Here is a 13,674-nt window from a genome sequence, read left to right on the forward strand (position 1 = left end):
CGCGCCGCGCCCCTCTGTCAGGATCTGCGCGTGAGGCAGTGGGTGGTGGTCGTCGGCGGCACCAACATGGACGTCGTGGCCCGCACCTCGGCACCTCTCGTCCCGGCGACCAGCAACCCCGGGCACACCCGGATCTCCCCCGGCGGCGTCGGCCGCAACATCGCCGCCTGCCTCGGCCTGCTCGGCGCTCCGGTGCGCCTGGTGTCGGCCGTGGGCGACGACGCCTTCGGCGACGAGGCGCTGCGGGTGACGGCCGCGTGCGGTGCCGACGTGTCGGCCGTACGCCGCGCGCCCGGCGCGACCGGCACGTACACCGCCGTGCTCGACGACCGCGGCGAGCTCGTGGCAGCGGTGTCCGACATGGCGATCGTGGACGAGCTCGTGCTCGAGACCGTCCACCTCACCGACGCGGCGCTGGTCGTGCTCGACGGCAACCTCGCCCGCGCCCAGGCGGCCCGGGTCGTCGCGGCGGCCGGGGACGCGGGGGTCCCGCTCGTCTTCGAGCCGGTCTCGGTGGCGAAGGCCGGGCGACTCGCCGACCTGGTGCACGACCTGTTCCTCGTCACGCCCAACACCGACGAGCTCGCCGCCCTGACCGGCCGGCCCGCCGCGGACTGGCGCGCGTCGGTCGGCGACCTACACGACCGCGGCGTCGAGCACGTGTGGCTGCGGCAGGGCGCCAGCGGCTCCTGGATGTGCAGCCGCGGCGACGAGCCGACCCACCTGCCGGCCGCTGCGGCCACGGTCGTCGACGTGACCGGCGCGGGCGACGCGATGCTCGCCGCCTGGGTCGCGGCGTGGTTGCGCGGGGCCGACCCCGTCACCGCCGCCCACCTCGGGCACCGCGCCGCGGCAGCCACCGTCGAGAGTCCCCACACCGTCCGCCCCGACCTGGGCGACGTGCTCGCGCGACCCGAGGATAGCCCCTGATGCTGACCATCACCGACGAGGTCCGCGACGCGCTCGCGTCGGGCCAGCCCGTCGTCGCGCTGGAGAGCACGATCATCAGCCACGGCATGCCCTACCCGCAGAACGTGGCGATGGCCCGCACCGTCGAGGGCATCGTCCGCGACGGTGGCGCGGTGCCGGCGACGATCGCGGTGCTCCACGGCCGGCCGACCATCGGCCTGTCCGCCGACGACCTCGAGCTGCTGGCCTCGGACGCCTCGGTCATGAAGGTCTCGATCCGCGACCTGCCCTACGTCGTGTCGCGCGGTCTGCACGGCGCGACGACCGTCGCGTCGACGATGCGACTCGCGGCCCTCGCCGGCATCAGCGTCTTCGTGACCGGCGGGCTCGGCGGCGTGCACCGCGGTGCCGAGACGTCGTACGACGTGTCGGCCGACCTCACCGAGCTGTCGACGACGTCGGTCGCGGTGGTCTGCGCCGGGGTGAAGAGCATCCTCGACATCGGGCTGACGCTGGAGAAGCTCGAGACGCTCGGGGTGCCGGTCCTGGGCTTCGGGACCGACGAGTTCCCGTCGTTCTACTCGCGCTCGTCGGGCTTCGGCGCCCCGATGCGCGTGGACTCGCCCGCCGAGGTCGCCGCGCTGATGCAGGCCAAGTGGGACCTCGGACTGGCCGGCGGCGTCGTCGTGGCCAACCCGATCCCCGCCGAGTCGGAGATCCCGGCCGGGGAGATCGGCGGCATCATCGAGCAGGCGCTCGCCGACATGGACTCCCTCGGCATCACCGGCAAGGACGCCACGCCCTACCTGCTGGGCCGCATCGTGGAGATCAGCGACGGCGCCTCGCTCACGGCCAACATCGCGCTCGTCGAGCACAACGCCCGTCTGGGCGCGGCCATCGCGCGCGAGCACGCCTCGCGCTAGCTCTGCTGCTGGCGCCGGCGGTCGAACTCCCCGTCCCCGGTCGGCACGATGTCCTTGCCGAGCGGCGCCAGCGAGATCGGGATCAGCTTGAGGTCGGCCAGCGCGAGCGGGATGCCGATGATCGTGACCGCGAGCGCCACGGCCGACACGACGTGGGCGATCACCAGCCACCACCCGGCCAGGACGAACCAGATCACGTTGCCGACGAAGGACCCGACGCCCGCTGACGGCTTCGCGACGATCGTGCGGCCGAACGGCCACAGCGCGAACCCCGCGATCCGGAAGGACGCGATCGCCCACGGGATCGTGATGATCGGGATGCACAGCAGCACCCCGGCCAGCACGTAGCCGAGGAACAGCCAGAAGCCGCCGAAGACCAGCCAGATGACGTTGAGGAGCAGGCGCACGTGGCGATCCAACCAGACCGTCGGCTGCCCTGGCAGGCCCTCAGAGCGCGGCGACCACCGCGCGCGGCGGCGGGTTGGTGCGCGCGACACCGTCGATGACGACCGTCGGCACGACCTCGTCCCCGCCGTTCACGCTCCTGACGTACGCCGATGCGGCGGGGTCGGCCCACACGTCGACCCACACGACGTCGGCGACCCGCTTGCCGAGCACCAGCTGGAGCCGCTTGCAGAAGGGGCAACCCTTGCGCCAGTAGACGACCACCCGGCCGTCCCCAGCGGCGCGCGCACCCTCGGCGGCCGACACCGATGCGGGCTTCCGGTTGAACACGTGGGCCAGTATGCCTGGGCCCGGAACGCTGCTTGGATCGATGCATGGCCTCCCGACTGACCGAGATCTCCCTCGACTGCCACGACCCCGACCTGCTCGCGGACTTCTGGTGCGCCGTCCTGGGCTGGGTCGTCGTGCACCGCGAGCCGGGCCTCGTGGAGATCGGCCCCGAGCGGGTCGAGGACCAGGCCCTGCTCGACGCCGTACGTGCCGGACCGGTCTGCCCGACGATCTTCCTGGCGAAGGTGGACGAGCCCAAGGCGGTGAAGAACCGCTCGCACTTCGACGTCTCCCCCGTCGACGTGTCGCAGGAGGAGGAGGTCGAGCGCATCCTCGCCCTGGGTGCCACCCACGCCGACGTCGGGCAGACCGGTGAGGAGTCGTGGACCGTGCTGGCCGACCCGGAGGGCAACGAGTTCTGCGTGCTGCGCAGCCTCGCGCCCGGTCACTTCTCGCTGTGAGCGGGCTCGACGTCGTCCTGCCGATCGGCACGGAGCGGCTGCTGCTGCGCCCCCACCGGATGGACGACCTCGACGACCTCGTCGCCTTCCACTCCAACCCCGAGGTGGTGCGCTACGTCCCGTGGCCGGAACGTGACCGCGCGGCGACGGAGGAGACGCTGCAGGTCAAGCTGACCCAGACCGAGCTCGTCGCCCACGGCCAGTGGCTCGTGCTGGCCGTCGAGCTGCGGTCGACCGGCACCGTGATCGGCGAGGTGCTGCTCAAGTGGGCCTCGGACGGCCAGGGCGAGGTCGGCTTCGCCCTCGGCCGCGAGCACCAGGGGCACGGCTACGCCGCCGAGGCCGCCACCGCGATGCTGCGCCTCGGCTTCGACGACCTCGGCTTCCACCGCATCACGGCCGTCTGCATCGAGGACAACACCGCGTCCGCGCGGCTGCTGGCCCGGCTCGGCATGAGGCAGGAGGCCCGCCTCGTCGACAACGTGCACTTCAAGGGCGCCTGGACCACCCAGCTGAGCTTCGCGATGCTCGAGGACGAGTGGCGCGCGCGGGCCGCCACCACCTGAGGCCCACGTCGTACGCGTCAGGCCTCGGCCATGAAGTCCCGCAGGACCTGCGCGAAGCGGTCGGGATCGTCGAGGTGCGGGAAGTGGCCGGCGCCCTCGAAGAGCTCGACCCGGCACTGCGGCAGTGCCCGCTGCGCGCTCAGCGCGTGCCAGGCCGGGATCATCCGGTCCTTCGAGCCCCACACGATCAGCGTCGGCGGTGGCGTCACGCCGGCGAGGTGGTCGTGGGCGCTGATGCTCTGGCCACCGATGTCGATCACGGCTCGGGTGGTCGCGAGGAACGCCCGGCGGCTCTCGCGATCGCCGAGCGAGGTGAAGCCCCGCCAGATCGCGCCGATGTCGGCGCCCGGCTTCCAGCCGACCTTCTGCGCTCCCCGGCCGAGCGCCTCGACCCGCTCCAGCACGGGCCCGGAGGCGATCACGCCGAGCACCTGCTCGGCGCCCGGGAGCGTGGCCGAGCGCAGCACGAGGTTGACCTCCCGACCGAGGCCGCCGCTGGCGACGAGCACCAGCCGGTCCACCCGCTCGGGGAAGAGGTAGTAGAACTGCATGGCGATGCCGCCGCCGAGCGAGTGGCCCACGAGAGTGACCCGCTCGACGCCGAGGTGGTCGAGCAGGTCTCGGAGGGTCGCAGCGTGCGAGCCGAGCGAGTAGTCCCCGGTCGGCTTGGCCGAGTCGCCGTGCCCGAACAGGTCGGGCACCACCACGCGGTGGTCGTCGTCGACCTCGTCGACGAGGTGGGACCACTGTCGCTGCGACCCGAGGATGCCGTGGATGAAGAGGACGACCGGCCCCGAGCCGCTGTCGACGTACGACAGCTCGTGGCCGTGGAGCACGACCGTCTGTGGAGCCAGGGGGATCATCGTTCCTCCGCGGTCGTCGGTGGGTTACCCCACGGTAACCCCGAACTCGCCCGCAGCGGCGGCGCTGGGGCCAAGATCACGCCGTCGTACGGACCGAACGGCTCGCGCCGACCTCGCTCCACGCGTACGACGACCCGGCCGGCGGGCGTTCGGTCCGATCGGCGGCACCTGCGCCGCTCGGCCGGCGGAACATCAAGGCGACGAAGGGCGTTCGGGTCGTCATGACCACACTCGGAATCGTCGGAGCAGGACACATCGGCAGCACCGTCGCCCGCCTGGCGGTCGACGCAGGGGTGGACGTCGTGCTGGCGAACAGCCGCGGCCCGGAGACCCTCGCCGACCTCGTGGCCGACCTGGGGCCCCGCGCCAGGGCCGGGACCGCCACGGACGCGGCCTCCGCCGGCGACCTGGTCGTGCTCACCGTGCCGCTCAAGGCGCTGGACGACCTTCCGGCGGACGCCTTCGACGGCCAGGTCGTGCTCGACACCGGCAACTACTACCCGCAGCGCGACGGCCGCATCCCCGACCTCGACGACGGCTCGACCACCGCGAGCGAGCTCACCGCGCGTACGCTCCCCGGCGCCCGCGTCGTGAAGGTGTTCAACAACATCTTCTTCGAGCACCTCGGCGCGCTCGCCCGCCCCGAGGCGCCGGCCGGCAGCGACGAGCGCAGCGTGCTCGCCATCGCCGGTGACGACACCGCGGCCAAGCAGACCGCGACCGAGCTGCTCGACACGATCGGGTACGACGTCGTCGACGCGGGACCGCTCGCCGAGGGCTGGCGCTTCCAGCCCGACACCCCGGCGTACGGCCTCCCCTACGACGGCAGTCCCGACGGCACGTGGAGCGGTGCGACCGCGAAGCGGGTCGGCGCCCAGGAGCTGCGCGACGCGCTCACGGCCGCGACCCGGGGCTGACCGGGGAACCGTCGGGTCGTACGGCTCGGGCTCCCTCGACCCGACCGTTCCCACGGGTCAGACGTTGAAGCGGAACTCCACCACGTCGCCGTCGGCCATCACGTAGTCCTTGCCCTCCATGCGCACCTTGCCGGCCTCACGGGCCTTGAGCATGGAGCCGGCGGCCATCAGGTCGTCGAAGGAGACGATCTCGGCCTTGATGAAGCCCTTCTGGAAGTCGGTGTGGATGACACCGGCGGCCTCGGGAGCGGTGGCGCCCTTCCTGATCGTCCAGGCCCGCGTCTCCTTGGGGCCGGCGGTCAGGTAGGTCTGGAGGCCGAGGGTGTCGAAGCCGACGCGGGCGAGCTGGTCGAGACCGGACTCGGTGATGCCCATCTCGGCGAGCATCTCGTGCGCCATCTCGTCGTCGTCCATCTCGGCCAGGTCGGCCTCGAACTTGGCGTCGAGGAAGATCGCCTCGGCCGGCGCGATGATCTCGCGCATCTTGTCCTTGAGGGCCTCGTCGGCGAGCTCGTCGGCGTCGCAGTTGAAGACGTAGATGAACGGCTTGGCCGTCAGCAGCGACAGCTCGCGCAGCAGGGAGCGGTCGATGTCGGTGGCGATGATCGGGGTGCCGGACTCGAGTGCCTCCTTGGCGGCCCTGGCCGCCTCGAGGTTGGCGACAAGGTCCTTGACCTTGCGCGACTCCTTCTCGAGCCGGGCGATCGCCTTCTCGACGGTCTCGAGGTCGGCGAAGATCAGCTCGGTCTGGATGGTGGAGATGTCGTTGGCGGGGTTGACCTCGCCGTCGACGTGGGTGACGTCCTCGTCGCGGAAGACGCGGGTGACCTGGCAGATCGCGGCCGACTCGCGGATGTGGGCGAGGAACTTGTTGCCGAGGCCCTCGCCCTGCGAGGCGCCGCGCACGATGCCGGCGATGTCGACGAACTCGACCGTGGCGGGCAGCTGCTTGGCGGACTCGAAGACCTCCGCGAGCTGCGGGAGCCGCTCGTCGGGGACGCCGACGACGCCCACGTTGGGCTCGATGGTGGCGAACGGGTAGTTCGCCGCGAGGACGTCGTTCTTGGTCAGTGCGTTGAAGAGCGTCGACTTGCCCGCGTTGGGGAGACCGACGATGCCGATGGTGAGAGCCACGGGCGGGGAGTCTACGGCTGCGCGCGGCGCGCGAGCGATTCGTGGCCGGCTCGGAAGGGAGGACGGCAGAGGGCCCGACCGTCCCGGCCGGGCCCTCTCTCCTGCGCGCCTCGGCGTCGGTCAGGAGCCGTGGACAGACCGCACCCCCGCGCGATCCGCCCCGGTCATCGACAGGTCGTTGGAGGACCCGTTGGCCCCGCCACCAAACCCCGTCCGGACCGCGACGGGGAAGGTCCGGGCTGGGTCAGGTGTGTGCACTGCACGAACCTGCAGAAGTCCTCCACATGCCTCGCGGACGCTCGCCGTTGCACAAGTTCGCGTCGTCCGGTCGCTCGGGGCGACCTGCAAGACTTCGGGTCATGACTGACGTGGGGGGTACGCCGGTGCTGCGCGAGCCGAGCCAGCAGGTGTCGCCGCGGGCGATCCCGTTCTGGACGGTCTCGGCGCTCATCGGCGACGCCGTGCTCGTGCTCGCCGCGACGGCCGCCTACGTGCTGGTGCCAGGCGTCCCGGGGTGGGTCGGACTGCTCGTCGTGCTGCTGGCACTGCTCGCGACCGTCCACGTGCTGGCGATGCCGCGCATCCGGTTCCGGGTGCACCGGTGGGAGGTCACCGACACGGCCGTCCACACGCGCGAGGGCTGGATCGGCCGGGAGACCCGCATCGCGCCGATCAGCCGCGTGCAGACGGTGGACTCCCGGCAGGGCGCCCTGATGCGGCTGTTCGGGCTCGCCTCGATCACCGTCACGACCGCGTCGGCCGCCGGACCGATCACCGTCGACTGCCTCGACCAGCACGTCGCTCGCGACGTGGTCGCCCGGCTCACCGCCATCACCGCGGCCACCGAGGACGACGCCACGTGATCCCCGAGCCCGGCGAGGGCTACGTCCGGCTCAGCCCGCGCAAGCTCCTGCTCGACCCCGTGAAGGCCGTCGGCCAGGCCATCGTGCCCCTGGTCATCGCGCTGGTCGGGATCAGCCGGAGCGACACCCAGTTCTGGCCGATCATCATCCCGCTCGCCATCATCGGCCCGCTCCTCCTCGGTGCGCTGCCGTGGCTGACCACCCACTACCGCCTCACCGCCACGCAGATCCAGGTGCGCAGCGGCGTCCTCAACAAGACCACCTCGACCGCTCCGCTCGACCGGGTGCGCAGCGTCGACCTCGAGGCATCGCTGATGCACCGCATCCTCGGCCTGCAGAAGGTGCAGATCGGCACCGGCGTCGACGACGACCGCATCACCCTCGACGCCCTCGCCGCGCCCGACGCCCAGGCACTGCGTACGACGCTGCTGACGCGTCGCGCGGTCGCTGAGCAGGCGGCCGGCCGGTCCGACGACCTCGTGACCGAGCGGTCGGACGAGCCCGTCGCCCCGCCGCCCCCGGCTCCCGCGCCCGCGCTGCCGCTGGCGCAGATCGACTGGTCGTGGCTGCGCTTCGCGCCCTTCAGCCTCGGCCGGCTCGTCCTGGTGCTCGGCGGGCTCGGCGTGCTGTCGCAGTTCGCCGACGACCTGCCGATCTGGAACGAGGAGACGGCCACCTCGGTCTGGCAGTGGCTCACGCAGTTCGCCGTCGCCGCCATCGCGCTCGTGCTCTCCGTCGGCGCGCTGGTCCTCTGGCTGGTCGTGTCGGTCGCCGGCTACGTCCTGCAGTGGTGGGGCTTCCGCCTCGTGCGCGAGCACGGCTCGCTGCACCTCACCTCCGGTCTGGTGACCACCCGCTCGATCACGGTCGAGGAGGCGAAGGTCCGCGGCGTCGAGATCACCGAGCCGGTGCTGATGCGGCTGGTCGGCGGGGCTGAGCTGTCCACGCTGGCCACGGGCGTGGAGGACGGCGTCACGCAGGTCCTGCCGCCGTGCCCGCGCGACGTCGCCGTCGCGGTCGGCGAGGCGGTGCTCGACCGCCACGGGCCGCTGGTCGAGCCGCTCGTGGAGCACGGGCCGAAGGCCCGCCGGCGCGCATGGTTCCGCCAGCTCCGCAACGCACTGGACGTCATCGTGCTGCTGGCCGTCGGCTGGTGGTGGTTCGACCTCACGTGGTGGTGGCTCGCCGCGGTGGGAGTCGCGCTCCTCGTGCTCGCGGCGGCGGCGGGCGAGGCGACGTACCGCCACCTCGGGCACGCGCTCTCGGGGGACCACCTCGTCGCCGGCGGCGGCACGTTCGCCCGGATCCGCACGGTGCTCGAGACCGAGGGCATCATCGGCTGGGTGGTCTCGCAGTCGTGGTGGCAGCGCCGCATCGGGCTCGCCGACCTGACGGCCACGACCGCCGCGGGCACCGAGCGGGTGCTGGTCCGCGACGTACGTCTCGACGTGGCCGTGGCGCTGGCCGACCGGGCCACGCCCGGGCTGCTCTCCGACTTCGTGGGGCGCGCCCCGACCCCGCAACCGGCCCGGAGCCACGCCCGGAACTCGGCCTAGAACCAGGCGTCGCGCATCTCCAGCGTGGTGGTGTCGCCCGAGGCCAGCAGGTCGAGCATCGGGCCGACCTTGGGAAGCTCCCAGCGGAAGAAGTAGCGCGCCGCTGCCCGCTTGCCGTCGTAGAAGTCGCCCGTCTTCTCCCCCACCGCGACGAGCTGCTCGAGCCACATCCAGGCGATCACGACGTGGCCGGCGGCCTCGAGGTAGACGGTGGCGTTGGCCATCGTGCGCTCGGGGTCGCCCAGCCCGGCGAGCGCGAGGGTGACCTCGCCCAACCGGTCCACGGCCGTCTGCAGCGCGTCGGCATGGGCGGCGGGCTCGCCACCGAGGTCGCGGGCCCGGCCGACGGTGTCGGCGATGCGGGCGGCGAGGGCCGTCAGCGAGGCGCCGCCCCCGCCGAGGACCTTGCGGCCGAGGAGGTCGAGCGCCTGGATGCCGTGGGTGCCCTCGTGGATCGGGTTGAGCCGCTGGTCGCGCCAGTGGGCCTCGACGTCGTAGTCGCGGGTGTAGCCGGACCCGCCGAGCACCTGGATGGCCAGGCTGTTGCTCTCCTGGCCCCACTGCGAGGGCCACGACTTCGCGATCGGCGTGAGCAGGTCGAGCAGCCGGCTGCTCTCCGTGCGCTCCTCCTCGTCGCGCGCGGTCGCCTGGACGTCGAGCAGACGCGAGCAGTAGAGGTTGAGGGCCAGGGCGCCCTCGACGTAGGACTTCTGCGCGAGCAGCATCCGGCGCACGTCGGCGTGCTCGATGATCGGCACCTGCGGCGCACCGGGGTCGGCGCCCGTCAGCCGGCGGCCCTGCGGCCGGGAGCGGGCGTACTCCAGCGACTTGAGGTAGGCGGTGTAGGCCGTGGTCGTGGCGGACATCCCGACCCCGAGCCGGGCCGCGTTCATCATGTGGAACATGTAGGACAGGCCCTTGCCGGGCTCGCCGACGAGGTAGCCGATCGCTCCGGGTGCGCCGCCGGGCGTGAAGGAGCCGCCGCCGAAGACCGGTGCGGTGTTGACCGTGCCGCGGCTGCCGAGCTTGTGGTTGATCCCGGCGAGCGCGACGTCGTTGCGCTCGCCGATCGAGCCGTCCTCGCCGACGAGGTGCTTGGGGACCACGAAGAGCGAGATGCCGCGGGTGCCGGGCGCAGCGTCGGGCAGCTTGGCCAGGACGAGGTGGACGATGTTGTCGCCCATCTCGTGGTCGCCGCCGGAGATCCACATCTTGTTGCCGAAGATCCGGAACGTGCCGTCGTCGGCGGGGACCGCACGCGTGAGGACGTCGCCGAGGCTGGAGCCGGCGTGCGGCTCGGACAGCGTCATCGTGCCGAAGAAGCGCCCTTCCAGCATCGGGGTCACGTAGCGCTCGACCTGCTCGGGGGTGCCGTGGGCCAGCAGCAGCCCGGCGTTGGCGACGGTGAGGAAGGAGTACGCCGCCGTGCCGATGTTGGCCGCGGTGAACCACGCCATGCACGCCGACGCGACGACGTGCGGGACCTGCTGACCGCCGATCTCCTCGTCGAGGCTCAGTGTGAGCAGGTCGGCCTTGGCGAAGGCGTCCAACGCCGTGGCGATCTCCGGGATGAGGTGCACCTTCTCGCCGTCGAACACCGGCTCCTCGATGTCGCTGCGACGGTAGTGCGGCGCGAAGTGCTCGGTGGCCAGCTGCTCGCACAGCGCGAGGAGGGCGTCGTACGTCTCCCGGTCGTGCTCGGCGAACCGGGGCCGTTCGGCCAGCTGCTCGACGTCGAGCCACTCGAACAGCAGGAACTGCAGGTCGCGTGCGGAGAGGATCGTCGAGGGCGAGGAAGGGGTGGGCACACGCCGAGGTTACCCGGAAGTAGCCCGGGCGTCCCGACGGTCCGGACAGGCCGAACGCCCCCTCCGCTCGGGACGGAAGGGGCGCTCGGGGCTGGGTGAGGAGGGTGCGTCAGGGGTAGGCGACGGCCGCGCCCTGGCGGTCGGTCGCCGTCATGCTGAGGTTGCTCGACGTGCCGTTGCACTGGGGGTAGTGCATGATCGACGAGGAGTCGTACGGCGTCAGCGGGACCCAGTTGTTGTCCTCGAAGCACGTGCCGGCCTCGGGCCGGGTGTGCTCGTGACGGAAGCCCAGCGTGTGGCCGAGCTCGTGGCCCATGATGTTGGCGGGGGTCCACGAACCGGAGGTCCAGATCGAGTCGTCCACCAGCACGTTGCGCGAGCGCTTGGGAGTGCTCGGGAAGAATGCGCGGGCGATGTACTGCGTGGTCTGCACCGGCTCGACCGAGAAGAGCACGCTCTTGTTGCGGGTGGTGCAGCTGCCGTCCTGCGAGGAGACGTGGACGTAGTTGATCCGCGGCGCGGCGCCCTCCCACAGGGCTGCACCGGCGGCCATCGCGTTGACCACGTCGGTGTAGCGCGAGCCGAACTTGGTGCTCACGCAGTAGGTCAGGTTGCCGACCTGCGCCGTGGACCACTTGTCCTGGACGCCGCCGACGGTGTTGACGACGAGCCCTTCCTCCATGGCCTCCTCGGAGCCGTGGACCATCCGGTCGTAGTAGTCCTTGAGGTCGCCGGTGGTGCTGACCGGCTCGTCGCCGTTGACGATGTACTGCTGGTCGACGTCCTTGTAGGACGACGACTGGAACTCCTGGAAGGACGGGATCTCCGAGTCCGTCATGGCCATTGCCGGTGAGGCGAGGGCCGCGCCGAGGAGTGCGGCGGAGCTGAGGGCGATCGCCCCGAGTCGACTGCGCTGCATGCTGTTTCTTCTCTCCTGATGGGGGGATTGGCACACGCCATCTCGGAGTCCTGAGCAGCGCCGGACGTGACCTCGAGCTGAGGTGGTCAGCGTCCGACAGGGTGGAGCAGGTGGTGGCACGAGTTCCCGAGACAGGTGCGTGCCGATGAACCTCCCCCACGAAGCCCCGATCTGTAAAGAGTTTCCTGCGTAAAGACTTCCTCGCCCCACGGCGTACGGCCCGAACTGCCCTCCTTAGGGTGGAGGCGTGCGCATCGCGACCTGGAACGTCAACTCCCTCCGCTCCCGCATCGACCGCGTCGAGGCGTTCGTGCAGCGCCACGACATCGACGTGCTCGCCCTGCAGGAGACCAAGGCACGCGAGGACCAGCTGCCGCTGATGGGCCTGCAGGCGCTCGGGTACGACGTGGCCGTCGCCGGGCTCAACCAGTGGAACGGCGTCGCCCTGCTGTCGCGCGTCGGCCTCGAGGACGTCGAGGTCGGCTTCACCGACATGCCCGGCTGGGGCGACCCCGTGGCGGCCGAGTCGCGCGCCATCGGGGCGACCTGCGGCGGCGTGCGCATCTGGTCGCTCTACGTCCCCAACGGCCGCAAGCCCGACGACCCGCACTACACCTACAAGCTCGACTGGCTGGCCCGGCTGCGCGCGACCGCGAGCGGCTGGCTCGACGGCGAGACCGCGCTGGTCGGCGACTGGAACATCTGCCCGACCGACGACGACGTCTTCGACGTCAAGCAGTTCGCGAAGTCGACGCACGTGACGCCGCCCGAGCGGGCCGCCTTCCAGGGGTTCCTCGACGACGGGTACGCCGAGGTGACCCGCGCCCACGACGCCGGCTACACCTACTGGGACTACTACCGGCAGCGCTTCGAGCGCGACCGCGGCCTCAAGATCGACTTCGTCCTCGCCTCCCCCACCCTCGCGTCGCGGGTCAGCGGCGCCTTCGTCGACCGCGACGAGCGCGACCCAGCCCAGGGCTCGGGCTCGCCGTCCGACCACGCGCCGGTCGTCGTCGACCTGGACTGAGACCCAGCGCGGATGCTCCCCCACGCCGACGAGGTCGCAGCGACCTTCGGGCTCGGGACCGTCCACTCTGTGGCGTCGGTGCCGGGCGGGCTGTCGAACGACCTGTGGCGGGTGGACACCGACACCGGCCGCTACGCCGTGAAGGTGATGCGCACCAACGCCGGCGCGCCCGACTTCGCTTCCAACGTCGAGGCGGCGTACGCCGTCGAGCAGGCCGCGTTCGACGCCGGGGTCCCCTGCCCGGAGCCCGTGCCCGTCGACGGTCGCTGCCTCGCCGCGGTCGGGCCCGACCTGGTGCGCGTGCACCGCTGGGTCGAGGGCCGGCCGGTGTCGCCGGCAGACTGGCTCGAGCAGGCAGGTGCCCTGGCAGCCCGCATCCACGCGGTGGCCGACCACGTCGAGGCCCCGCTCGACGACCGACCGCGGGGCGCCGACGGGTGGGCCGCCCTGGCCGGGCGCCCCGACGTCCCGACAGCCCTCGCCGCCCGCCTGCACCGGCACGCCGGGGACCTCGCCGAGCTGGAGCAGCGCACCGCAGCCACCGGTCTCCACGTCACCCACGCCGGCACGCACGGCGACCTCGACCCCAAGAACACCCTCGCCCTCGGCACCATCCTGCTCGCGCTCGACTGGGACGCCGCAGGTCCGCGGTCGATGGTCCGGGAGGCCGTCGCGGTCGGGCTCGACTGGAGCACCGACGTCGCCGGGTTCGCGCGCGTGCTGACGGCGTACGCCGCAACCGGCGCCTCGGTGCTGGTCGAGCCCTGGGTCTTCGGCGGGTGGGTCGCGGCGACCACCGGCTGGCTCGCACACCAGGTGACGGCACCCGTCGACACCCCGTACGGCGCCGCGCTCGGCGCCGCCGAGGCGACCCTCGCCCTCGACCGGCTGCTCCGCCTGCGCGCCTCGCTCCCCGAGCACCTCGCCGTCCTGGCCGACGCACGCTGAGCGACCGACGTCCGCGGGACTGTCGGTGCCCACCTCCATGCTGGT

At 72.1% G+C, this 13,674-nt stretch carries 16 protein-coding genes; 9 read left to right on the plus strand and 7 right to left on the minus strand.

Annotated features, from left to right (window positions below; translation table 11 throughout):
* Positions 1-30: 30 nt before the first annotated feature.
* Together ACNKF0_RS16970 and ACNKF0_RS16975 are read left to right on the plus strand one after the other, a co-directional pair.
* Positions 31-930, plus strand: coding sequence for a carbohydrate kinase family protein (locus ACNKF0_RS16970; RefSeq protein WP_416954024.1), 900 nt, complete (start codon positions 31-33; stop codon positions 928-930).
* On the plus strand, positions 930-1,832 hold the full coding sequence (locus ACNKF0_RS16975) for a pseudouridine-5'-phosphate glycosidase (RefSeq protein WP_416954026.1): 903 nt from the start codon (positions 930-932) through the stop codon (positions 1,830-1,832). Before ACNKF0_RS16970 ends, ACNKF0_RS16975 begins: the two co-directional genes overlap by 1 nt.
* On the opposite strand, the gene ACNKF0_RS16980 is transcribed toward ACNKF0_RS16975, so the two are convergent.
* Positions 1,829-2,239, minus strand: coding sequence for a YccF domain-containing protein (locus ACNKF0_RS16980; RefSeq protein WP_416954028.1), 411 nt, complete (start codon positions 2,237-2,239; stop codon positions 1,829-1,831). The two genes, ACNKF0_RS16975 and ACNKF0_RS16980, sit on opposite strands and share 4 nt — an antisense overlap.
* Positions 2,240-2,279: 40 nt before the next feature.
* The gene (locus ACNKF0_RS16985) at positions 2,280-2,567 is read right to left on the minus strand and encodes a glutaredoxin domain-containing protein (protein ID WP_416954030.1); all 288 of its coding nucleotides are present in this window, start codon (positions 2,565-2,567) and stop codon (positions 2,280-2,282) included.
* A gap of 44 nt (positions 2,568-2,611) precedes the next feature.
* Here ACNKF0_RS16985 and ACNKF0_RS16990 point away from each other — a divergent pair, with 44 nt between their 5' ends.
* Both ACNKF0_RS16990 and ACNKF0_RS16995 read left to right on the plus strand, forming a co-directional pair.
* Complete coding sequence (locus ACNKF0_RS16990; protein ID WP_299925260.1) at positions 2,612-3,028, plus strand: VOC family protein; 417 nt, start codon at positions 2,612-2,614, stop codon at positions 3,026-3,028.
* Positions 3,025-3,594: a GNAT family N-acetyltransferase gene (locus ACNKF0_RS16995; RefSeq protein WP_416954032.1), complete on the plus strand. Its 570-nt coding sequence runs from the start codon at positions 3,025-3,027 to the stop codon at positions 3,592-3,594. Before ACNKF0_RS16990 ends, ACNKF0_RS16995 begins: the two co-directional genes overlap by 4 nt.
* Before the next feature lie 17 nt (positions 3,595-3,611).
* Here ACNKF0_RS16995 and ACNKF0_RS17000 read toward each other — a convergent pair whose 3' ends face one another.
* Both ACNKF0_RS17000 and ACNKF0_RS17005 read right to left on the minus strand, forming a co-directional pair.
* On the minus strand, positions 3,612-4,457 hold the full coding sequence (locus ACNKF0_RS17000; protein ID WP_416954034.1) for an alpha/beta fold hydrolase: 846 nt from the start codon (positions 4,455-4,457) through the stop codon (positions 3,612-3,614).
* Between the two features lie 76 nt (positions 4,458-4,533).
* Positions 4,534-4,680: a hypothetical protein gene (locus tag ACNKF0_RS17005; RefSeq protein ID WP_416954036.1), complete on the minus strand. Its 147-nt coding sequence runs from the start codon at positions 4,678-4,680 to the stop codon at positions 4,534-4,536.
* On the opposite strand from ACNKF0_RS17005, the gene ACNKF0_RS17010 reads away from it, so the two are divergent.
* Entirely contained in the window at positions 4,679-5,374 is a 696-nt protein-coding gene (locus tag ACNKF0_RS17010; protein WP_416954038.1) for an NADPH-dependent F420 reductase, read from the plus strand. The genes ACNKF0_RS17005 and ACNKF0_RS17010 overlap by 2 nt on opposite strands.
* Before the next feature lie 57 nt (positions 5,375-5,431).
* On the opposite strand, the gene ychF is transcribed toward ACNKF0_RS17010, so the two are convergent.
* A complete protein-coding gene (gene ychF / locus ACNKF0_RS17015) occupies positions 5,432-6,508 on the minus strand; it encodes a redox-regulated ATPase YchF (protein ID WP_299925292.1) in 1,077 nt (358 codons plus the stop codon).
* 359 nt (positions 6,509-6,867) lie between these two features.
* Between ychF and ACNKF0_RS17020 the strand changes: the two genes are divergently transcribed.
* Both ACNKF0_RS17020 and ACNKF0_RS17025 read left to right on the plus strand, forming a co-directional pair.
* Entirely contained in the window at positions 6,868-7,371 is a 504-nt protein-coding gene (locus tag ACNKF0_RS17020; RefSeq protein WP_416954041.1) for a PH domain-containing protein, read from the plus strand.
* Positions 7,368-8,927, plus strand: coding sequence for a PH domain-containing protein (locus ACNKF0_RS17025; RefSeq protein WP_416954043.1), 1,560 nt, complete (start codon positions 7,368-7,370; stop codon positions 8,925-8,927). Before ACNKF0_RS17020 ends, ACNKF0_RS17025 begins: the two co-directional genes overlap by 4 nt.
* On the opposite strand, the gene ACNKF0_RS17030 is transcribed toward ACNKF0_RS17025, so the two are convergent.
* A complete protein-coding gene (locus ACNKF0_RS17030; protein WP_416954045.1) occupies positions 8,924-10,735 on the minus strand; it encodes an acyl-CoA dehydrogenase in 1,812 nt (603 codons plus the stop codon). The genes ACNKF0_RS17025 and ACNKF0_RS17030 overlap by 4 nt on opposite strands.
* A 109-nt stretch (positions 10,736-10,844) precedes the next feature.
* Complete coding sequence (locus tag ACNKF0_RS17035) at positions 10,845-11,654, minus strand: hypothetical protein (RefSeq protein WP_416954047.1); 810 nt, start codon at positions 11,652-11,654, stop codon at positions 10,845-10,847.
* A gap of 247 nt (positions 11,655-11,901) precedes the next feature.
* On the opposite strand from ACNKF0_RS17035, the gene ACNKF0_RS17040 reads away from it, so the two are divergent.
* Positions 11,902-12,681 (plus strand): exodeoxyribonuclease III, encoded by a 780-nt coding sequence (locus ACNKF0_RS17040; protein WP_416954049.1) that lies wholly within the window; start codon positions 11,902-11,904, stop codon positions 12,679-12,681.
* Between the two features lie 12 nt (positions 12,682-12,693).
* A complete protein-coding gene (locus ACNKF0_RS17045) occupies positions 12,694-13,629 on the plus strand; it encodes a phosphotransferase (protein ID WP_416954051.1) in 936 nt (311 codons plus the stop codon).
* Positions 13,630-13,674 lie beyond the last annotated feature (45 nt).

This window comes from Nocardioides sp. T5, from assembly GCF_048161455.1.
Classification (GTDB): Bacteria; Actinomycetota; Actinomycetes; order Propionibacteriales; family Nocardioidaceae; genus Nocardioides.

What these genes read in the sequence shown, in the direction of transcription:
- ACNKF0_RS16990 (WP_299925260.1), top strand. Translation starts at nt 2,612, where the DNA reads ATGGCCTCCCGACTGACCGAGATCTCCCTCGACTGCCACGACCCCGAC.
- ACNKF0_RS17010 (WP_416954038.1), top strand. Translation starts at nt 4,679, where the DNA reads ATGACCACACTCGGAATCGTCGGAGCAGGACACATCGGCAGCACCGTC.
- ACNKF0_RS17045 (WP_416954051.1), top strand. Translation starts at nt 12,694, where the DNA reads ATGCTCCCCCACGCCGACGAGGTCGCAGCGACCTTCGGGCTCGGGACC.
- ACNKF0_RS17020 (WP_416954041.1), top strand. Translation starts at nt 6,868, where the DNA reads ATGACTGACGTGGGGGGTACGCCGGTGCTGCGCGAGCCGAGCCAGCAG.
- ACNKF0_RS17000 (WP_416954034.1), bottom strand. Translation starts at nt 4,457, where the DNA reads ATGATCCCCCTGGCTCCACAGACGGTCGTGCTCCACGGCCACGAGCTG.
- ACNKF0_RS16975 (WP_416954026.1), top strand. Translation starts at nt 930, where the DNA reads ATGCTGACCATCACCGACGAGGTCCGCGACGCGCTCGCGTCGGGCCAG.
- ACNKF0_RS17035 (WP_416954047.1), bottom strand. Translation starts at nt 11,654, where the DNA reads ATGCAGCGCAGTCGACTCGGGGCGATCGCCCTCAGCTCCGCCGCACTC.
- ACNKF0_RS17005 (WP_416954036.1), bottom strand. Translation starts at nt 4,680, where the DNA reads ATGACGACCCGAACGCCCTTCGTCGCCTTGATGTTCCGCCGGCCGAGC.